The organism is Acinetobacter sp. 789_lipA (genome assembly GCF_058242845.1).
On sequence record NZ_JBZAYS010000001.1, the window covers coordinates 1,632,623 to 1,654,499 of the forward strand.

The following is a 21,877-nucleotide window of genomic DNA, read 5'->3' on the forward strand; positions in this document are numbered from 1 at the left end:
GTCATGAACTTCACAATGTCATTTTCTGAGCTTATGCCTTTAGCTCCTGTGATGATCGTTGCTTTAACAACGATCGTCGTGATGATTCTTACTGCAATTAAGCGTAACCATAACTTAATTGCAACAGCATCAGTGGTGGGCTTAAACCTTGCAGCAGCATATGTACTCTTCACAATGTTCGGTGGTGCTTTTAAACCAGCGAACGTGATGGGTATGTTTATGGTGGATGCGTTCACCTTGCTGTACCAAGTAATTATTCTAATTGCTGCTTTGGCATGCTGTACTCTGTCGCATGCTTATATTGAAAGCTATAAAGATAATCGTGAAGAACTGTATATCTTAATGTTGTCATCAGTGACTGGTGCAATGTTAATGGTGGCAAGTTCTCACTATGCATCGTTCTTCATTAGCCTTGAGTTGATGTCGATTCCTGTATATGGCTTATTGGCCTATACACACCAGCGCTCTAAGTCTTTAGAAGCGGGTGTGAAGTACTTGGTGCTTTCAGCAACAGCTTCGGCAATGTTGTTGATGGGTATGGCTTATATTTACGCGTACACAGGTTCAATGTCGTTCTATGACAATGTTCAAGCGTTAATGCAAAACATCCAACAGCCAATGGTACTTTTAGGTTTAGGCCTGATTGTTTTTGCTGTGGCATTCAAACTGTCTTTAGCGCCATTCCACAAATGGACACCAGACGTTTATGCAGGTGCACCAACTCCGATCGCAACTTTCCTTGCTACAGCTGCAAAAGTAGCGACGATTGGTTTGTTTGTACGTTACATCCTAACATCAGGTGCGATTCTTGTTGACTCAATCGTGACGATCTTAACCGTGATTGCGGTATTATCGATCTTGGTGGGTAACTTCCTTGCAGTGAAACAAGTGAACTTGAAACGTATCTTGGCATACTCTTCAATTGCACACTTTGGTTACTTGTTGATTGGTTTAATCAGCATGACGTATGCAAGCCTTGGTAACGTATCGGTCTATGTGATCACTTATGTGTTAACCACGATTGGTGCGTTCGGTGCTGTTGCATTGATGTCTAGCCCATACAACAACGTAGACGAAGCAGAAAGTTTAGCGGACTACCGCGGTCTATTCTGGCGTCGTCCAGTGTTGACTGCCGTATTAACCGTGATGATGCTATCGCTTGCGGGTATTCCATTGACAGCGGGCTTCATTGGTAAGTTCCTTGTAGTCATGGCTGCGGTAACGACTCAGCACTGGTTCCTTGCTGCGATGATCATCGTTGGTTCTGGTATTGGTCTGTACTACTACCTCCGTGTGATGGTTGTTATGTACATGACACCACCAGATGCACCTCGTGTAGATGCTGTGGATCATTGGGGCCAAAAAGTGGGTGGTATTATGGTGCTTTTAGCTGCGGCAGCAGTGCTTGTGATTGGTATCTATCCAGATCCAATTATCAAGTTAGCACTTCAGTCAGAGATTCTATCTCCAATCCACTTTATGCTTTCTCAACAGCACTAATTTTTAAAAACGTTTCGTTTTAACAAAAAAGCCTCCATGAATTGGGGGCTTTTTTGTTTTTATCGCACGATAAAAAGCTTTATAATGTAAGGAATTTTATTTTACCTTTTAGGTGCTCTCCCGTGGCTATCCATGAAATTCGTCATCCACTGATTCGTCATAAGCTTGGTCTTCTTCGTCGTGCCGATATCAGCACTAAAAACTTCCGTGAGCTGGCTCAAGAAGTGACCATGCTGTTGACCTATGAAGCGACCAAAGATTTACCTGTTTGCGACCATGAAATTGATGGTTGGAATGGTAAAGTAACAGTAGATCGCATTGTGGGTAAAAAAATCACGGTTGTACCAATTTTACGTGCGGGTATTGGCATGTTAGATGGTTTTTTAAACCTGATTCCCAGTGCTAAAGTCTCTGTATTGGGTTTAGAGCGTGATGAAGAAACGCTTGAAGCACGTACTTATTACAAAAAGTTAGTTCCAGATGTACAAAACCGTTTAGCGATGATCATCGACCCAATGCTTGCAACGGGTTCTTCATTGGTTGCTGCAATTAATGTATTGAAAGCAAGTGGCTGTAAAGACATCCGTGTGATGGTGTTGGTTGCGGCGCCTGAAGGTATTAAACGTGTTTTGGATGCGCACCCAGATATCACTATTTTCACGGCTTCAATTGACCAAGGCTTAAATGCCAATGGTTATATCGTGCCGGGTCTAGGCGATGCGGGCGACAAAATCTTTGGTTCAGTTCAAAAAGATTAAGATTGAGCCCCAGCAAAAAGAGGCTTTTATAGCCTCTTTTTTATATACTACAACAAAGCGTGTACATATTAGGATCTGTTTATGAAGGCCGAGCAATATCAAGGAAAAGTTAAGCAATATAACGCTGACAAAGGTTTTGGCTTTATTTCCTCACCTGAAGGCGACGTATTTTTTCATATCTCGGATTTTCCTGCAGACTCAGGTGAGCCGAAACGCAATGAACGCGTGAAGTTTAATGTGGTTGAAAATGGCGATCGCTATAAAGCGATTAAAATTGAGCGGGTTGAAGATAACTCTACCAAAGCCAAGAAGTCGAAAGTCTCAAGCCATAATAAATCGATCACCACAGATTTATTGTCTAATTTTCGACGCTAAGTTAGCGTTGATTCAGAGTTTAATCGTGCAAAGATTAATCTTTGTATTTTGAAGCAAAGAGGCTTTTTAGCCTCTTTTTTATTGATTACAATACGAAAAATACAGTTGAATAGAGCAGATTATGTTTCTGAAAGGGAAAATCAAAAGCTTTAGTACCTCACGTGGTTTTGGTTTCATTGAGGTGGAAGGGGATATTGATGATGTGTTTTTTCATATCAAAGATTTGCCACAGCACAACATTGAGCCCAAGCTTGGTGAAGCACTTCAGTTTATGATTGTAGAAGGCCAAGGCAAGTTTAAGGCTGGGAATATCCAGCGGCTTGGTCTGACCTCAGAAAGCAAAGCCACGACATCATCAAATAAGAAAAAAGTGCGTACCCAAGCCTCACCACGTTACCATGAGGCAGGTCATAAAAGTACCCTTATCACCGTGATTGGGATCATTATCGTCGCGGTATTGGGCTTTTTGACCTATGGGAAATATCAAAGTTATAGTGCAGAAAAACAGCGTAAAGCTGAACAGTTGATGCTCGAGCAACAACAGATTGTAGAAGAACAGCGTAAAGCTCTAGGAAAGTTACCCGATCAAATCCTTTCTGAGCAAGGGAAGCGTAATTTAGATGCAGGTCTACACCAGACCAATCAACCCCGTTCTGAACGTGTGACTGAAAGTATTGATAAACAAAATGGTCGTTTACCTGTCAGTCCAGGGCAGTTTAAATGCGATGGGCGAACCCATTGCTCTCAAATGCGTTCTTATGAAGAAGCGCTATACTTCTTAAGGAACTGTCCAAATACCCAAATGGATGGGAACAATGATGGTGAACCTTGTGAGCGCCAATTTGGGAAATAAAAAAAGCACCCTCGGGTGCTTTTTGCTTACTTATTTTTCGCAGAATTTCATAAAGGCTTTGAGTCCTGGGCCTTGGTACTTCTGACGATGCACCAACATGAACAGTGGACGCGTTAGAGACCAGAACGGCGTATCAAGTACCACCAACTGGCCTTTTTCGCGCAAAGGTTCCGTTGCCAGTTTTGAAATGCATGACATCCCTAAACCACCTGCCACGATTTTTAAAATCGCTTCATTATGACCCAAGGTCAGACGGATATTGGCATCAGGCAAGTCTTTCAAAATAGCATTATCAAATACTTCACGTGTACCTGAACCTTCTTCGCGCAAGATCCACTCGACCGATTTAAAGTCTTCAGGCGTTAATGTGCGATTTAACTGCGCCAAAGGATGTTCTGGTGCACAGCAGACCGCTAATTCATCGTCACGCCAGTGAATACACTGGAGCTGTGGCAAGTGACAAGAGCCTTCAATCAAGGCCAAATCCAGTTGGAACTGATTCACCGCCTCAATCATTTGACGGGTGTTACCAACTTGCAGTTGTAAATGGGCTTGAGGCTGAATTTGTAAGAAATCAGCCATTAGGTCAGGCATGAGGTAGTCACTGATGGTCAGGGTTGCACCCAAACGCAAATCAATGCTTTGTAACTCACCTTTAGCGGCTTGCTCGAAAGCATCACAGCGACCCAAAATTTCTAAAGCTTGTGGCAGCAGGAAACGACCCAGATCATTGAGCTGAAGACGCTTACCTAGACGGTCAAACAGAGGAGCTCCCAAACCGTCTTCTAGATCTGCTAAAGCCATACTCGCAGCACTCTGGGTGAGTCGAACCGCATCACTGGCTTTGGTTACTGTGCCTTCTTGAGCAACTGCTACAAAAACCGCCAACTGGCGTAAAGTCATGCGCATGAATATAGCCTTAACATTTAAAAAATATTAACAAATTATGTGGTCATGCTAACATGAGCAACGTCTTTGATGCCACGCTGAAATCATGTCAATTGAAAAATTTAGCCTAGAAAAGGTTTTATCCGTACACCGTTGGACCAATACACTTTTTAGCTTCACTATGACGCGACCTGCACATTTTAAGTTTACCGCAGGACAATTTGCCCGTATTGGCATCAAAGTGGGTGATGAATTGGTGGTTCGAGCGTATTCGGTGGTGTCCTCTCCCTTTGATGAAACTTTAGAGTTTTTCTCGATTGTGGTGCCTGAAGGTACATTTACCTCAAATTTACAGCACTTAAAAGTCGATGATGAGATCTACCTCGAAAAGATCCCGTACGGCTTTTTGACTTTGGCGCGTTATCAACTGCCGTTACCAAAAGATTTATGGTTACTGGGCACAGGCACAGGGCTGGCACCTTTTATTTCAATGTTACAAGACTTTGAGACGTGGTCGAAGTACGAGAGCATTACTCTGGTCTATAGTGTACGTATAGCCTCCGAACTGGCGTATGCAACACGTATTCAAGAAATTGCAGAGACTTTTGGTGAAGGGCATACAGGCTTTAAATTTGTGCCGATTATTACGCGTGATCCGCATGTGCCACTGCATGACCGCTTACCTGTACTGATTGAAAATGGTGAGCTTGAAAAAGCAGTTGGTTTGAGTCTGAACCCTGAAACCAGCCATGTGATGCTGTGTGGTAACCCGCAAATGGTTGAAGACACCAAAGAAGCCCTGAAAGCACGTGGTCTGACCATGAATCGCCGTGGTGAAGGAAATATCGCGGTCGAAAACTATTGGTAAAGCTATTTATCTAAATAAAATGCTCATCGAATGATGGGCTTTTTTTATTTGAAATTTGAATCACTCAGATTTTAAAATTGGCTTAAAGAGAGATCACTGCTTGTGCGCTAAGATCGCGCTATAATTTCTCTTTTGTACTGGGTTGGGTGGGTTATGTCTTCAGCGTTAAAAACGACGGCTCAGCCAGAGGCGAGGCTTAGCCCGCAGCAGAAAAAATTAAATCGTTTGATTGAACGTATTGAACAACAAAAACAAGAACTGGCAGCATGGAAAAATGCGCAAGCCGACATTCAAAACTATACACGCAGTAAGCTTTTACCTGTGTATAGCGAGTTACATACGGTTCTATTTACACAGCTGGATACCTTGTGGAATCACTTAGCCCACGATGCCTTGAGCAAAGCAGACTTGGTGCAGATTGACACCAAAATAGCCGCTTTAGCCAAGATGCTGAAAAAATCACAGATGCTAACTTCCGAGCAAAAAGAACAGGTAGAGAAAATTGATACTTTCTATATGCAGCATGCAGAGCATATACGCGCGAAGAAAACCAAAGCAAACTCAATACAAAGTCATGACCTTGCTGAAATAGTAGAACAAAACGTGGATGTAGACTGGGAAAATTATGAATACGATTCTGCCCAATATGAAGCAGAGCGAGAACGTGCCAAGCAGTTAAAACAACAAGAAAAACGCGAGCAAGCCGCCAAAATGGCAGCGCAGTCACTGAAAACGGTGTATTTAAAAATTACCGCGATGATTCACCCTGACCGTGAGCCTAATGAAGCGAAGAAATTAGATAAGACTGAACTTTTGCAGAAGGTCAATGAAGCCCATGCAGAGCAGGATTTATTTTATTTATTGAAACTCCAGTTACAGCTAGAGACCAATAAAGGCCTAAGCTCAAAGGTTTTAAGTTCGGAACAAGTGAAGTTTTATCAGTTGGCTTTGGAAGCGCAGAGTCAGAGTTTACAAGGTCAATTAGATGAGATCTTTGCGTCTTTTCACTTGAGTAGTCATATCAATACCAAACAGCTCAAAATGAGTGATGTGAATAAGGTCATAGATCAGGATGCTACCGAGTTAAAACAGCAGTTGAAGTGGGAAAAGGAACGTTTAAAGCATATGAAAAAGGTGAGTGGGATGAAGATCTTGATGGAGCATGGGGTTCTATGAGATAAGATTTTACTTTTTAAACAAATAGTCGTAGGCATGCTTTCTGTTAAAATATTGAGTCAAATCGCATTTGTATTGAAATAAAGTCATGAGCATTTTAGATTTAAGTTTGTATCACGAAACTGAAAATTTATCTCCACAACAAAAAAAGTTTAATCGTCAGATTCAAAAAATTGAGAAATTACAACTCTCTTTGGTTGAGTGGCAACAAGCACAACAAAAAGTACAGGAGGATGCAAGTGTTGAACTCTTGCCAGTATATGCCCAATGGCACCAAGTTTTATTTAGTCAACTGGAGGTACTTTGGAAATATAAACAATCGCATAAATTTGCTAAAACCCATTTAGAGCGTTTAGATGAAAAAATCTCAATTTTAGTGAGTCAACTGTTAGATAATCCCAATCTGTCTGAAGAGCAACATGCATTGACCATCGTCATTGCTCAATTTTATAAAATCTTAGAAGACCGTGATCATTTGCTTACATCACAAGTAGAGGATACAGAGGATGATTTTCATTCAGAGCATGATGTTGATGAAATGATGCAAAAACAAGTGATGAAAGAAATTCTTGCAGATCAATTGGGTGTGTCTGAGGACTGGATTGACTTTGATTTTGATCTCGAAAATCTTGAAGAGTTTATGCAAAAAGTAAAAGAAAAATTTGATCGAGAGGAAGCTGATTTCATTCAAAATCAACTTAATGATCATGAACGTGAGGCATATCAAAAGTTTGCAGAAAAAGAAAAAAAGAAAATTTTAAAGAAGCAAATGCAACTTGAAGATGCAAAAAAAATGGCAGGGCAGTCATTAAAAAGCATTTATTTAAAAATTGCCTCTGTGATCCATCCTGACCGCGAAAGAGATGAGCAAAAACGTATAGAGAAAACTGAGCTTTTGCAGCAAGCAAATACTGCACTTGAAGAAAAAGATTTACTTACGCTGTTAAAGTTACGTGCTTATACAGAACAAGGTGATCAAAAACAAGCAGTTAAAATCGCAAATGAACATTTGAAATCTTATAATCTATTGCTAGAAGATCAAATTGAACAATTGCAAATTGAGTTAGATCACATTATTTACTCATTTGATTGGGAAAGCTCTGGTTTTTATAAACAGACTTTTAAACCTGCTGATTTGGCTAAGAAGTACCAATATGATTTGACAGAAATTCGAAGAAAGCTATTGCAAGATGAACAGTGTTTAAATAGTTATAAGGATTTTGATTGTTTAAAAAACTTACTTAAAAATAGAGCATTCGGCTGGTCATTTAATTTTTAAAGTGGGTTGAGCCTGTAAATAATTTTGTGTAATTGATTTTCATCAATTAAAGGTGATTGCTTAGGGGCGGTCAACAAATTCAATAATAACGCGGCTCATGGCTAAACGCCATGAGCTGCACAGCAGCGCAAGATAAGCGTATTTCACTTTTTAGACGCTGCATCACAATTGCTAGATAAATCACGTTACGCACAGCATCTCCGTTGGAAAGACTTTACGCTTTTGATCGATTAGCGTATTTTCCATCTTTAATGACTTGATTGCTTTGGTGGCGTAGATGGCTTTGCATATCTCTGATAAATAAGCAAAAAAAGTAAAAGCTGAGCATGTGTATATGAAAAAGCTGAGTGGGGTGGAGATGTTGTTGGGGCATGGGGTTTTGTGACCTCTCCCCTCGCGCAGCAGCGCTGCTCATCCTAAGAGGAGAGGGAACTTCATTGCGTATCGAATAACTATTAAATTAATAAAGAATGCTCCCTCTCCCTATGGGAGAGGGCTGGGGTGAGGGCTTTAAAAGACATTGCCTACAATTTTTGATAAATCTACATCACGAGTGATATACCATTTCCAAAATGCAGAGAAAGGAAATTCAGGGTCACACATAGCCTTTAACTTTTCTATTCTCAGATTTTTTTCAGATGTTGTTAATATTAAACTATCATCTAGAAGCTCATCTTTAATCATCAAAAGCTTAGTTTGATATCTCTGAATTTGCTTTATCAATGTATGTCTACTTATACCTTTTAGAGCTGTATTCGTATCATTAAAACATTGGTCTAGAAGGCGAATTGTTGACTCAATTTCATGGTTACTTCCTAAATTTCCAACCTTTACAACTACTTTGTGGTCATCGTTATTGACAATTGGGCAGTGTAACTCGATAGCTTGAGCTACATCTAAACTTTGACAGCAATCTAAAATATTCTTGTGTATATTAGCTTTAATGCTATTACATCGAACGCAAGCATAGAAAAGATTAGCCCAATCAAATTTTTTTGAAAGGTCACCTTCATGTGGATCACGATGTTCAATATTTACGTCTGGAAAGCCTTTTCTTTCACATAAATAACATTTAGAAAAGAATATATCTTGTAGTACCTCAACTACATCAGACGCACGATAATCCTTTGTAGAGGTAGTTAAACTTTTAGGGAAAGTAGGTGCTCTTACAACTGAAAACATGAATTATTTACCCTCATGTTTTAATTTGTGAAGCTTATTCTTTGCGACCATGTACTGAAGTTGTAATTCAACTGATAGTTTTTCGAAGTCCTTCTTAATATCATCTAATAACCCTTGAATTAGATTCAGGTCTTGAATTGAGTTTTCTGAGTTTATGAACTGTAAAAGTTGATTAGATAGCCGTTTTAGATTTTCATTATCATCTTTAACATGGAAAAGTTCTTTAATAATTGATTCATGTGAATAAAGACTTAAATCTTCTTCAAAAAACTCACCAGTTGAGAGGTCATAGACGACAGTATCATTATTCGTTGATGCAATAACAAATGGAGAGTGTGTACTTACAATGAACTGGATTTCAGGAAAAGATTGGCTTAAAAATGGGAGAATCTTTTTCTGAAGCGAAATATGTAAGTGAGCATCTATTTCGTCGATGAGCACGACCCCATTTAATTCATTTGGTAAAATATTTAATAATCTTGATCTCATTAACAGATCACTATAAATATCAAATATTGCAGTAAATCCTGATGAGAGTGACTGGAAAGTAAACTCTCGATAGGATTGCAACAAACTAAACTTTCTTAATTTATAATTGAATTTTAATTGAGTTGTTGAATCCTCAAATAAGAACTTTAAATCTTCATCAAATTTTGTAAACCACTCATCTATTTGGTCAGCATGATCCGTATCTTGTTCTTCAGATAAAGCGAGTGATTTTTCAATTTTGATATTCAATAAATATTGTTCAAGAAACTGTCCTAACTTCGAAGAATACTCATGTTTTGCTGTATTAATATATTGATTTAAGTCTGTTGTATTAGTAGATGCGGTAATTTGTGATTGTCTATGTGCGGGGAAGAAATTAAACGTTACTTTAGAAGCTTGAATATTTTCGCTCAGGTTCCCAATGCCAGTTACGACTAAATCAATATTTTCATGAGAATTCATATAGCCTAATTCATTAAAGTAATGTTCAATCTCATGAATTTGTGAATGTCTGTATCTGTAGTTCTCATCATTTGATAAACCTTGATTTTGGATGATTATAGCTTTTAATTTTTTTGCAATTTCTACAAATTTTTTATTTTCAATAATGTTATAAGAGTCTGTTTTAATAAGTAATTTAGTTAATTCTTCTAAATGCTGTTGGAATATTAAGTTAGGTGATATGTTTTGAATCTCTGAACTTATTATATTAATAATTCGTTCCTTACATGAATAATGCTGTTGAGACAAATGTGGAATTTCATGAATTAACTTATTTAGAGCTACACTATTTAATTGATTCAAAAATCTAGTTTTACCTACTCCATTTTTACCAGTGAGAATTAAGTTACGTCCTTTTAGATCAATATTTAAATCATGATTAAGGAAGTCTAATTTTGCACTGATTTTTTGAATATATTTCATAGTTGTTAAAATCAATAAAGGACTGAATAATCAGCCCTTTATACTACAAATTAGATCAAACTAACAACACATCAAAGCGCAGCAATCTGTTCCATATTCGCCTTAATCTTCACTAACTGGTCAGCAAACTCAGCCAATTTCGCTTTTTCACCTTCAACCACAGCCGCAGGTGCTTTCGCTACAAAACCTTCATTCGAAAGTTTGCCTGCAATGACGTCATGCTGCTTTTGCACTTTGTCTAAGTCTTTCTGAAGGCGACCCAATTCCGCTTTCGGGTCAATTAAACCTTTCATTGGGACGAATACAGACACGTGACCAACAACGCTTGATGAAGACAATGGCGGTTGCTCGCCATCAGCCAAGAACGTAATGCTTTCTACTTTTGCTAAAGCTTTAAACAACGCTTCAATACGTGTGATCTGTGCTTTCTCAGCTTCCGTTGTGTTTTGTAGAAGCACTGGTAATAAACGTGCATTACCTAAGCCCATTTCACCACGAATGTTACGTACTGCACCAATCAAACCTTGAAGCCATTGCATATCTGCTTCAGCCTGTTCGTTTACACGCTCAGGGTTAGCAACAGGGTACTGCGCCAGCATAATAGTTTCGCCAGAAATACCAAGTTTCGGTGCAAGTGTTTGCCAAATTTCTTCAGTCAAATACGGCATGATTGGGTGTGCAAGACGTAAAGACGCTTCCATTACTGCAAGAAGTATACGACGAACTTCAGCTTTACGCTCAACAGATACGTTTTCATCATTCAGAACAGGTTTGGTCAGTTCGACATACCAGTCACAGTATTCATTCCAAATGAACTCGTAAATTGCTTGTGCAGCCAAGTCTAAACGATAAGTTGCGAAAGCTTGTTGCACCGCAGCTTCAGCTTTTTGCAAACGGCTTACGATCCACTGTTCAGGCAATTCCCAAAGGTCTTGACGAACTTCAGTACCAATCACTTGCTCTTCACAGTTCATCATCACGAAACGGGTTGCGTTCCAGATCTTGTTGGCAAAGTTACGGTAGCCTTCAACACGCTTCATATCGAACTTAATGTCACGGCCTGTGTTGGCAAGCGCACAGAAGGTGAAACGCACTGCATCTGTACCATAGGCTTGAATGCCTTCTGGGAATTCTTTACGGGTCGATTTTTCAATCTTCGCCGCTTGTTTCGGGTTCATCAGACCTGTAGTACGTTTTTGTACCAACGTCTCAAGGTCTACACCGTCAATCAAGTCAAGAGGGTCAAGCACGTTGCCCTTAGACTTCGACATTTTTTGACCTTCACCATCACGAACTAGACCGTGAACATAGACCGTTTTAAACGGTACTTGTGGCGTACCATCTTCATTCTTCATGAAGTGCATCGTAAACATGATCATACGAGCAACCCAGAAGAAGATGATGTCAAAACCAGTGACTAACACATCAGTTGGGTGGAAAGTATTGAGGAAATAGTTTTCCGCATCTTTTTTGGCATCGCCCGTCCAACCTAAAGTTGAGAAGGTCCACAGCGCAGAAGAGAACCATGTGTCCAGTACGTCTTCGTCTTGGCTAAGCGCAACATCAGCAGGGATGTTGTTTTTTGCACGGACTTCAGCTTCGTCACGACCGACATAGATGTTGCCTTCAGCATCGTACCAAGCTGGGATACGGTGACCCCACCAAAGTTGACGAGAGATACACCAGTCTTGAATGTTGTTCATCCACGCCATGTACATGTTGCTGTACTGTTCAGGAACAAACTTAATACGACCATCTTGAACCGCTTCAATGGCAGGTTGCGCCAGTGGTGCAATTTTTACATACCATTGGTCTGTCAATAATGGCTCAACGATTACGCCTGAACGGTCACCGCGAGGTGGTTTCAAGGTGTACGGTTGAATTTGATCTAACCAGCCTTCACTTTCTGCTTGTTCAACCAGTTTTTTACGTGCTTCAAAACGCTCTAAACCAATATAGTCTTCAGGGGCAGCAATGGTTTTCGAGATTTGTTCACCCGCTTTCGCGATATATTCAAACTCTGCCAATACTTCTGCATTTTTATTGAAGATGTTGATGATTGGCAATTCACAACGCTTACCGACTTCATAGTCGTTAAAGTCATGTGCAGGGGTGATTTTCACACAGCCTGTACCGAATTCTTTATCTACATATTCATCTTTAACGATTGGAACAGCACGACCTGTAATTGGCAGGATAATGTTCTGACCCACAAGGTGCGTATAGCGTTCATCATCCAGTGCCACAGCAACCGCGGTATCACCTAACAATGTTTCAGGGCGTGTGGTTGCGACAACAATGTGGTCTTTACCATCATGGGTACGTAGATTTTTATCTTCAAAGAAATATTTGAAGTGCCACAGTGAACCTGCTTCTTCTTTATCCGACTCAACTTCGAGGTCAGAAAGCGCAGTTTGTAGTTTTGGATCCCAGTTCACCAAACGTTTGCCACGGTAAATCAAGCCATCTTCGTGCAGTTTAACGAACACTTCTTTTACGGCATTGGATAGACCTTCATCCATCGTAAAGCGTTCACGCGACCAATCGACTGATGAACCTAAACGACGGATTTGACGGGTAATGGTGTCGCCTGATTGCTCTTTCCATTCCCAGATTTTTTCGATGAATTTTTCACGACCAAGGTCATGACGACTGACACCTTGAGCACCCAACTGACGCTCAACCACCATTTGCGTGGCAATACCCGCATGGTCTGTACCCGGTTGCCATAAGGTATTTTTACCTGACATACGGTTGTAGCGGGTTAAGGCATCCATAATGGCATTGTTAAAACCATGACCCATGTGCAAGCTACCGGTGACGTTTGGTGGCGGAATCATGATACAAAATGACTCACCTTTTTCAGAGGGCTTGAAATAGCCACGCTCTTCCCAAGTTTGGTACCATTTTTTCTCGATCTCGGTCGGATCGTAAGTTGTAGCGATATTTTGCGCTGAATCAGTCATAGTTCAAACAGTTCAAAAGTAGATAAAAAATTGCATCTATTGTAGCAAAGAAATCGCAAATGGGGGCATGTAAAGCAAATGCGTTGATCTAGCAATTGCGGCATGATGCAGAGCGCTTTATGATGTGTCTAAACCTAGAGTGCGCTTTGTTCGCAGTAAAAATCAAAAAAGGGGGGATCACTATGACTTATCAAATATCATTAAAATTAAAACCTGAAACTCACCAACGCTTTGCCCACATTCATCAACAGCTTAATGCAGGCGAAAGCCAAAGCCTTGCCAAACCTTTGGGTGAGGTTTTAGCGGATATTTCATGTGAAGTGATTGATCAAGTCTTTGGTGATCTTGCACGCTTGTCTACCTCAGGCGATGGGGAGTCTGAGAAAATTATTCAGCATATTGTGGACACTATGCGTAAGTACATGCCGTGGTCCGTGTCGTTTTTTTCAAATGACCGTCTAATTCCAATGGTGAATTATCTAGAGCAAATGATGTATGACACCGAGAGCATGCATTTTTTAAGCTACCCAGTCGAAAAAACCTTAGTTACCGAACTTTTGGGTTGTGCGGAACAGATGGAAAAGGGCAATAACAGTTATGTTGCTCCAGCTTTGAAGGTATTTACACAAATTGTCGATCAAGGGGTGACCAGTCTGGTCCGTGAACCCAAAAAAATGCTTAAATTTAATCTGGTGGTCGATAAAACACTAAATGGGGTGATTAACTTGACGACCCAGTTGGGCTATAAACGTTTTGATAAGTTAGGGCGTATCTATGATGCGCAGATGATGAGTCAATATTTCGATCATTTCCTGACTTTTTTAAATGATCAATCTGCAAATAAAACTTCGGTATGAGGCAATAAGGACATGGCACAGTTAAACAGTTTAGACGCTAAGGTGGTGTGGATTACGGGGGCATCTTCTGGGTTAGGTGAAGCACTAGCCAAAGAGTGTGCTTTACAAGGGGCAGAGGTGATACTCACGGCAAGACGGTTTGATGAACTCGAAAAAGTCCGTGTCGGGCTGCTGAATCCGGATCAACACATTTCCATTTGTGCCGACATTACCGATGAAGCTCAAGTTCGTCATGCCTATGAGCAAGTGCTACAGAAAAAAGGTCGAATTGATTGGCTGATTAATAATGCGGGTTTAAGCCAACGTGCCTTGATTGCTGATACCAGCATGCAGACTGAACGTGCGATTATGGAAGTGGATTATTTCTCACAAGTGTTTTTAACCAAAACCGTTCTGCCGACATTTTTAGCGCAAAAATCTGGCCGTATTGCTTTTGTTTCGAGTGTTGCGGGGTTGTTGGGGACGCAGTACCGTGCCAGCTATTCAGCAGCCAAGGCTGCCATTCATATGTGGGCAAATAGCCTGCGTGCCGAAGTGGCCAATGAGGGTGTGGATGTATCGGTAATTTTCCCGGGCTTTGTTAAAACCAATGTCTCGTTTAATGCTTTAAATGGCGAGGGTAAACCACAGGGTCATCAAGACGAAGCGATTGAAAATGGTTTAGAACCCGATATTTTTGCGCAAACGGTGGTGAGTGCTTTGCTCAAAGGTGAAGAATACATCGTAGTCGGTGGACGTAAGGAGAAAATGGGGGTTCTGGTGTCTCGTTTATCGCCTACATCGTTGTATAAAATGATTCGTAAGATGAAAGTGAAGTAAATTGAAAAAGGCAGGAGGAAAGTCACTTCCACCTGCTTTTTTGGGGATGTTGTTCCCATATTCCCTATACTTTGATAGAGGGGATAGAGTTGTACTACTTACTGATTTTATTTAAATAGTTTAAGAACAATTCCGCATTTTTCCCACGCACTTGCCAAGACATACAACGTACACCGCCGCCCATATGACAGACATTTGAAGACTGTACTGGAACAACAGTACGCTTCGTTACGCTACGAATTTGCTGTAACGCGACAGCATCTTCTTTAATCCCAAATTGCGGGAAGTAAATCCGTTCAGGCGTCACCAACATATTGGTGTATAGGCCACATGCAGAACCAAATTTTTCATCGTAGATTTCGCTACCATCATAAGGGGTGATGATTTCACGAATTTTAACATTGGGAATGCCGCGCTTTAAATCTGCTTTGAGTTGCTTGGCATAGTCGGGATCTTCAGGGTAGGAGTTAATCACCAAGGTATTTTGGTCGACAAAGCTTACTACGCCATCGGCATGTTCCAAGCCCCCTTGTTCATCGGCTTCAATAAACGCAATCTGCTTTGCACCTGTTAGAGCCATGAGTTTTTTACGCGCTTCGCTTTCGGTGAGCTTGTTATCCGCTAGAAATTTGGTGCTAAGGACGACATTGCCATAACCATCTTCCACCCAGTTTCCGCCATCATTCAATAGTTTGCTTTGCGTAAACTGTAAGCCAGCCTTTTGGCTGTAGTATTTAAATTCGTCTTGTACTTCATCTGAAATGGCCTGACCTTTTTTAGCGCCACCTTGTCCTGCGGCCGTGTAGCGGAACATGACGGGTTGAGCTGGATTAGCGCTGGTGAAGTCGCGCATCCAAATGTCATGCATCGGTGCGATGGCCACATGCTTTTTGCCCAAGGCTTTGACATAGTCGGGGTAGAGGCCTTTGTCCGTCAGAACAACGACATTGTCTCCATTTTTAATAATTTTTTTTGCATAATCGACGTGAAAATCAAAAATATCATCAATCATTTTTACATATAGCTAAATTCTAAAAACACTAGCACATGGAAACATCTGTAAAACCTCATATCCTATGGTTTTAGGTGTGATAATAAATTAAGTATTCAGCTATAGTACGCATCATTACTTTGAGGCGATGCCAGTACAATTAATTCAGCTTTGGCTACAAGTGGAATCATGCTGAGTACAGCCATACTTATTTTCAGTGCTAAAGATTTCATTATCTGTGACCTATTTACAGTGTAGGTAATGTCCATTTTTATTGTGTTCAGTGTAGAGAGTTATGCTCTAGTGAGCAATCTACCATCCGAATGTACGATAGAAGGTGAGCGAGCATGAGCTATTTTGAACGCTCATGCTGTTTGAGTTTAGTGAATGGATAATTGGTCAATAGTCGCTGTTTAAGGATTTTGAATGGCAGTCCCATAAGCAAAGACTTCGACCATACCGCCTTGCATGCCCATTTCTGTGGTCGCCAGTCGCATACAAGCAATATGCGTTGCGCCGTGTTTTTCCGCTTCAAGTTTGAGTCGGACGATGGCTTCACGACGGGCACGATCGACGACACTTTCATAGCTGGTGAGTCTACCCCCAAAAAAGTTTTGCACGGTCGCCAATACATATTTGAAATAATCATGAGAAATCACAACATTGCTACTGATCATGTGCCCAGACTGTTCGAAGCTTACTTTGCGTAAATTACCCACGGTAATGTAGGCAAGACGCTTCTCATTCTGTTCAAGCTCCGCCAAATGTTTACGTTCATTGTAGCGACCAAAGCCAAAACCGACGCTAAAGAGCACCGCAAAGATCAGCAGTTGGAAAACTAAACTTTCCATTGCTTAGGCCTGTGTTGGAAATGGATCGGGGAGATGGTTGTCTAACGGTGTGACACGGACTGCAGTGCCATAAACAAATAACTCAGATGCACCTTGGGCAATATTTGAGGTTGAAAAACGAATACCTACAATGGCATTGGCCCCTAAGCCTTGTGCTTTTGCAATCATACGATTCATGGCTTCTTGGCGTGATTCTTCTAAAAGCTCGGTATAGGCAGTGAGTTCACCACCGACAATATTTTTTAACCCTGCCAAAAAGTCGCGCCCGACATGTTTACTCCGAACCGTACTGCCGTAGACCACATCCAGTTGTTGAGAAATGCGATGTCCAGGAACAGACTCAAGGTTACTTAAAAGCATAATGTTCAATATTCAAATGATTTGATTATCTTTGAAGATAGGAAAAAGCCCAGCAAAAAGCAATAAAAAAGCCCACCTAAGTGAGCTTTTGATGTTGCAAACCTTAGTTTGCTGTTTTGTTGTATTTCACATCTGAAGATGAAGGTTGTTTCACCACTTGATCAGACGTATTGGCTTTTACTCCGCCACCGAGGGTTTTATACACTTCAACTTGGTTGTTTAAGTTTGCTTGTTCAAGCAATAACAACCCTTGTTCCGCCGAGTACGATGTACGCTGTGCATCAAGTACAGTCAGGTAGTTATCGATACCTGCACGGAAGCGGGCCGTTGAAAGCTTATAGGTGGTGTTGGTTGCATCTACCAGACGACGTTGTGCCGCCAAACGGTCACCAATATTTTCACGTACTGCCAATGCATCATTCACTTCGCGGAAAGCGGTTTGAATGGTTTTTTCATAATCTGACAACGCAATTTTTTGGTCAGTTTCTGAAATCTTCACATTGGCACGACGTGTGCCCCAGTCAAAGATTGGAATATCTAAGCTTGGGCCAAGTGACCATACAAAGGCACCTGATTTAAACAAATCGCTTAAATCTGTCGATGCATAACCGGCTGTACCCGTTAAGCTGATGGTTGGGTACAACTGTGCTTTTGCCGCACCAATGTTGGCACCCGCAGCAGACAATTGGTATTCCGCAGCGCGGACATCAGGACGGTTATTTAACAAGTCGCTTGGCAAGCCCGCTGTCAACGCTGTACTTTGGGTAATGCGTTTCACAGGTTGAGGAGACAATAAGTTTGCAGGAACAGGCTGACCCACCAACAGGTTGAGTAAGTTCTGTGCTTGTGCAAGTTGAGTCTTGTAGTTCGCAACGTCATTACGAGCAGTTTCAACCGAAATTTGCGATTGACGTACAGGGACTTCGCTGTCGATACCGACATCAAAACGTTTTTTGTTTAGATTGTAAGACTCAAGCTGCGCTTTTAAGGTTTGGTCTGCCAGTTTTAAATTGGCATTAGCAAACGAATAGCTCAGCCATGCTTGCGCAACCTGACCAATCAACGAAATTTGTGTTGCATCACGTGCACTTTGAGTTGCCAAATAGCTGTCTAAAGCATTGTCTTTTAAGCTACGAACACGACCCCAAAAGTCTAACTCATACGCAGTTACGCCAAGGCCAACATTATAGGTTGTCATGGGTTTGTTGCTGCTGAGTGTATCTTGGCGAAGCACACTACCACTTGCACCAATGGTTGGCAGTTGGTTGTTTTCGCTAATTTGATACGCTTGCTGAGCACGTTGAATATTTAAAGTCGCCGTACGGAGGTCACGGTTATTGGCTAGTGCTAACTCGATGACTTGGACTAAACGCTGATCAGCAAAAAAGTCTTTATAGCCTTGTTCTGCAACAGATGGACCTGTCGTTGAACCAATATATCCTGTTGGGATATCCGCTTGAGCGACGGGTTCTGGACCACGCATGCTTTGACATGCAGTCAAAGCAAGCGCAAGTGCAGATACCGCAATGCTACGACCTGAAATAGACCATACTTTTTGCATCACGATGTTTGCTCCTGATTATTTTGTTTCTTAGGTTTGTATTTGAAAATACTACGAATCCAAACAAAGAATACTGGAATGAAGAAAATACCCAACAGTGTAGAACTAATTACACCACCAAGGACACCAAAGCCTACCGAGTGTTGGCTACCTGCACCAGCACCTGTTGAAAGGGCAAGCGGAAGTACACCAAAACCGAATGCAAGGGTGGTCATGATAATTGGGCGTAAACGCATTTTTGCAGCATGAAGGGTTGCATCAAACAAGTCTTCACCTTGTTCTTGCAACTCTTTTGCAAACTCTACGATCAAGATCGCATTTTTCGCAGAAAGACCAATCACGGCAACAATTGCAACTTGGAAGTAGATGTTAAACGATAAGTTTGGATCGCCCTTAATGATCATACCTAACCATGTCAATGCAAATGCACCAAGAATACCGAGTGGTACAACTAGCAATACTGAAACAGGGATAGACCAACTTTCATACAATGCGGCAAGACATAAGAAGACGATAAGCATCGAAAGAACAAGCAGCGGAGCTGTTTGATTGCCCGAATCACGTTCTTCTAAAGATAAGCCTGTCCATTCATAGTCGAAACCTTGTAAGCCCATAGATGGTAACTTACCAATAATTTCTTCCATCGCGAGCATTGCATCACCTGAACTTACGCCCGGTGCTGGAGTACCTTGAATGTTTACAGAAGATACACCGTTATAACGCTCTAGACGTGGTGAACCATAAGTCCATTCGCCTGTTGCAAATGCTGAGAATGGAACCATCGTGCCACTACTATTACGCACATACCACTTGTTCAAGTCTTCAGGCATCATACGTGTATTCGCTTCACCTTGGACATATACCTTTTTCACACGGCCACGGTCAACGAAGTCATTGATATAGGTACCACCCCAAGCCATGCTCATGGTTGTATTGATATCCGCAATGCTGACACCCATTGCACCCGCTTGCGCTTGATCAATATTGATTTGGTACTGAGGCGTATCTTCTTGACCATTAGGACGGACGCCTGCAAGACGTTTGTCTTGTGCAGCCATACCTAAAATAGCATTACGTGCAGCAATCAATTTCTCATGACCTTGACCACTTGCATCTTTCAACTGGATGTTAAAACCAGCAGATACACCTAATTCAGGCATTGCAGGTAACTGTAATGGCATGATGTAAGAGGCGTCTTTCACAATCATATTCAATGCCATACCACGTTGGATGATGGCACCAATTTGCGACTCAGGTGTCGTACGCTCACTCCAGTCCTTCAGCTTGATAAAGGCAAGACCTGCGTTTTGACCAACACCTGTGAATGAGAAACCAGAAACAGTAAAGATGGACTCTACATGTTCTTTTTCTTTATTCATGAAATAGTCTGTCATTGTGGTGATGACTTTATCGGTACGTTCAAGGCTTGCACTTGGTGGAAGCTGAACTAAAGTCATGACGACGCCTTGGTCTTCGTCAGGCAAGAATGAGGATGGTAAAGCTTTATATAGGCCAACTAAGCCTGCAATCACCAGTAAATAAACCACACCAGAAAATACTTTATGATGGGTCATACGGTTGACACCACCTTGGTATTTTACGGATAGCTTTTCAAAGCTGCTGTTAAACCAACGGAAGAAACGCGCAAAAATATTATTACTTTCTGCTTTATTCGGATCGTGTTGTTTTAACAAGGTTGCACACAGGGCAGGGGTGAATGTTAATGCCACGATCAGTGACAAAATCATTGCGGTAACTAGCGTAATCGAGAACTGACGGTAAATAACACCGGTTGTACCTGCAAAGAATGCCATCGGTACGAATACCGCAGTTAATACACTGGTAATACCGACCAAGGCACCAGAAATCTGTTGCATTGATTTTTCGGTCGCAGCTACAGGGTCTAGGTGTTCTTCTTGCATTACCCGTTCGACGTTTTCCACCACAACAATCGCATCATCGACCAGAAGACCAATCGCTAAGACCATCGCAAACATAGTGAGCGTGTTGATTGAGAAACCGAAGATGTTAATGACAGCAAATGTGCCCAATACAACCACTGGAACAGCCAATGTTGGGATAATCGTGGCACGCCAGTTCTGTAAGAATAAGAACATGACAATGAACACCAACACGACAGCTTCAATCAACGTGTGTACAACACTTTCAATCGACAGCTTAATAAACGGTGTGGTGTCATAAGCCAGTTGATCTTTTAAACCATTTGGGTAGTTTTTACGAAGTTCACTGAGGCGCTTTTCTACAGCCGCTGCTGTATCTAGTGCATTTGCACCAGTTGCCAGTTTAATCGCAACACCGCCAGCAGCCTTACCATTAAATTTAGAGTCGAACTGATAGTTATCTGACCCGAGTTCAACACGCGCAACATCACTCAAACGGACTTGAGCACCAGAAGATGTATTTTTTAGAAATATATTCTTAAATTGTTCAGGTGTTTGCAACATACTTTGCGCATTGACAGTCGCATTCAGCACTTGACCTTGTACAGAAGGTGCACCGCCTAACTGACCTACAGCCACTTGAGCGTTTTGAGCACGAATTGCAGCAGCAATGTCACTTGGTGTCACTTGCAAACTGTTCATTTTCGCTGGATCTAGCCAAATACGCATCGCATATTGACCACCAAAGACTTGAAGTTCACCAACACCTGCAACACGGCTAAGTGGTTCAGAGATGTTTGAGTTTACATAGTCATTAATGTCCGCCCCAGAAAGACTTCCATCTGGAGAGTAAAATGCAAGTACTTGCATAAAACTTGCGCCAGACTTAGTCACTTTCACACCTTGACGTTGTACATCTTCAGGTAAAAGCGCTGTTGCAGATTGTAATTTGTTCTGAACTTGAACCTGTGCAATATCAGGATCGATGCCTTGTTCAAAGTTCAAGTTGATTGACGCTTGACCATTACCCGCACTGTTAGATGAAATGTAACGTAAACCATCTAAACCATTCATTTGTTGTTCAATGATTTGCGTTACAGTATTTTCAACAGTTTGTGCAGAAGCACCTGGATAAGTTGCAGCAATTGTCACCACTGGTGGTGCAATTGTTGGATATTGAGCAACAGGCATTGTAGTTAGCGAAAGAACCCCCGCCAACATAACCACCAGTGCAATCACCCAAGCAAAAATAGGGCGATGAATGAAAAATTGAGCCATA

17 protein-coding genes and 1 pseudogene are annotated in these 21,877 nt (G+C 41.4%); 9 read left to right on the forward strand and 9 right to left on the reverse strand.

What is annotated here, in order from left to right:
• The first annotated feature begins 3 nt into the window (after positions 1–3).
• The 4 genes from nuoN (at position 4) to AC4CUZ_RS07850 (ending at position 3,486) form a co-directional block, all read left to right on the forward strand.
• Entirely contained in the window at positions 4–1,500 is a 1,497-nt protein-coding gene (nuoN, locus tag AC4CUZ_RS07835; RefSeq protein WP_005400347.1) for an NADH-quinone oxidoreductase subunit NuoN, read from the forward strand.
• A 122-nt stretch (positions 1,501–1,622) separates the two neighbouring features.
• Positions 1,623–2,258, forward strand: a complete 636-nt coding sequence (upp, locus tag AC4CUZ_RS07840; protein WP_005400348.1) for a uracil phosphoribosyltransferase — start codon at positions 1,623–1,625, stop codon at positions 2,256–2,258.
• A gap of 81 nt (positions 2,259–2,339) precedes the next feature.
• Positions 2,340–2,633, forward strand: a complete 294-nt coding sequence (locus AC4CUZ_RS07845) for a cold shock domain-containing protein (RefSeq protein WP_058870137.1) — start codon at positions 2,340–2,342, stop codon at positions 2,631–2,633.
• Between the two features lie 121 nt (positions 2,634–2,754).
• Positions 2,755–3,486 (forward strand): cold shock domain-containing protein, encoded by a 732-nt coding sequence (locus AC4CUZ_RS07850; protein ID WP_490747466.1) that lies wholly within the window; start codon positions 2,755–2,757, stop codon positions 3,484–3,486.
• A gap of 30 nt (positions 3,487–3,516) precedes the next feature.
• Here the strand turns inward: AC4CUZ_RS07850 and gigC are convergent, their stop codons facing one another.
• Positions 3,517–4,395: a LysR family transcriptional regulator GigC gene (gene gigC / locus AC4CUZ_RS07855; protein ID WP_004695408.1), complete on the reverse strand. Its 879-nt coding sequence runs from the start codon at positions 4,393–4,395 to the stop codon at positions 3,517–3,519.
• Positions 4,396–4,480: 85 nt separating this feature from the next.
• Between gigC and AC4CUZ_RS07860 the strand changes: the two genes are divergently transcribed.
• The 3 genes from AC4CUZ_RS07860 (at position 4,481) to AC4CUZ_RS07870 (ending at position 7,697) form a co-directional block, all read left to right on the forward strand.
• Positions 4,481–5,242: a ferredoxin--NADP reductase gene (locus AC4CUZ_RS07860; RefSeq protein WP_419381207.1), complete on the forward strand. Its 762-nt coding sequence runs from the start codon at positions 4,481–4,483 to the stop codon at positions 5,240–5,242.
• 153 nt (positions 5,243–5,395) lie between these two features.
• Positions 5,396–6,418, forward strand: coding sequence for a coiled-coil domain-containing protein (locus AC4CUZ_RS07865; protein ID WP_419381206.1), 1,023 nt, complete (start codon positions 5,396–5,398; stop codon positions 6,416–6,418).
• Positions 6,419–6,506: 88 nt separating this feature from the next.
• Entirely contained in the window at positions 6,507–7,697 is a 1,191-nt protein-coding gene (locus tag AC4CUZ_RS07870) for a molecular chaperone DnaJ (RefSeq protein ID WP_419381205.1), read from the forward strand.
• Between the two features lie 510 nt (positions 7,698–8,207).
• On the opposite strand, the gene AC4CUZ_RS07875 is transcribed toward AC4CUZ_RS07870, so the two are convergent.
• The 3 genes from AC4CUZ_RS07875 to AC4CUZ_RS07885 form a co-directional block, all read right to left on the reverse strand.
• On the reverse strand, positions 8,208–8,879 hold the full coding sequence (locus tag AC4CUZ_RS07875; RefSeq protein ID WP_419381204.1) for a hypothetical protein: 672 nt from the start codon (positions 8,877–8,879) through the stop codon (positions 8,208–8,210).
• 3 nt (positions 8,880–8,882) lie between these two features.
• Positions 8,883–10,292 (reverse strand): AAA family ATPase, encoded by a 1,410-nt coding sequence (locus AC4CUZ_RS07880; RefSeq protein WP_419381203.1) that lies wholly within the window; start codon positions 10,290–10,292, stop codon positions 8,883–8,885.
• A 71-nt stretch (positions 10,293–10,363) separates the two neighbouring features.
• Positions 10,364–13,258, reverse strand: coding sequence for a valine--tRNA ligase (locus tag AC4CUZ_RS07885; RefSeq protein ID WP_419381202.1), 2,895 nt, complete (start codon positions 13,256–13,258; stop codon positions 10,364–10,366).
• 182 nt (positions 13,259–13,440) lie between these two features.
• On the opposite strand from AC4CUZ_RS07885, the gene AC4CUZ_RS07890 reads away from it, so the two are divergent.
• Positions 13,441–14,115 (forward strand): hypothetical protein, encoded by a 675-nt coding sequence (locus tag AC4CUZ_RS07890; protein ID WP_004982886.1) that lies wholly within the window; start codon positions 13,441–13,443, stop codon positions 14,113–14,115.
• Between the two features lie 12 nt (positions 14,116–14,127).
• Positions 14,128–14,934 carry an SDR family NAD(P)-dependent oxidoreductase gene (locus tag AC4CUZ_RS07895; protein ID WP_419381201.1) on the forward strand — a complete coding sequence of 269 codons (807 nt, stop codon included), beginning with the start codon at positions 14,128–14,130 and terminating at the stop codon, positions 14,932–14,934.
• Between the two features lie 94 nt (positions 14,935–15,028).
• Here AC4CUZ_RS07895 and AC4CUZ_RS07900 read toward each other — a convergent pair.
• The 5 genes and pseudogenes from AC4CUZ_RS07900 to adeJ form a co-directional block, all read right to left on the reverse strand.
• Positions 15,029–16,158 (reverse strand): annotated as a pseudogene (locus tag AC4CUZ_RS07900) (agmatine deiminase family protein).
• A gap of 180 nt (positions 16,159–16,338) precedes the next feature.
• Positions 16,339–16,776 (reverse strand): YbjQ family protein, encoded by a 438-nt coding sequence (locus AC4CUZ_RS07905; RefSeq protein WP_005400359.1) that lies wholly within the window; start codon positions 16,774–16,776, stop codon positions 16,339–16,341.
• A gap of 3 nt (positions 16,777–16,779) precedes the next feature.
• Positions 16,780–17,136 carry a YbjQ family protein gene (locus tag AC4CUZ_RS07910; RefSeq protein ID WP_094148967.1) on the reverse strand — a complete coding sequence of 119 codons (357 nt, stop codon included), beginning with the start codon at positions 17,134–17,136 and terminating at the stop codon, positions 16,780–16,782.
• A gap of 103 nt (positions 17,137–17,239) precedes the next feature.
• On the reverse strand, positions 17,240–18,697 hold the full coding sequence (gene adeK, locus AC4CUZ_RS07915) for a multidrug efflux RND transporter AdeIJK outer membrane channel subunit AdeK (RefSeq protein WP_178928237.1): 1,458 nt from the start codon (positions 18,695–18,697) through the stop codon (positions 17,240–17,242).
• Positions 18,697–21,876 (reverse strand): multidrug efflux RND transporter permease subunit AdeJ, encoded by a 3,180-nt coding sequence (gene adeJ / locus AC4CUZ_RS07920; RefSeq protein ID WP_419381200.1) that lies wholly within the window; start codon positions 21,874–21,876, stop codon positions 18,697–18,699. Before adeJ ends, adeK begins: the two co-directional genes overlap by 1 nt.
• Between the last annotated feature and the right edge of the window lies 1 nt (position 21,877).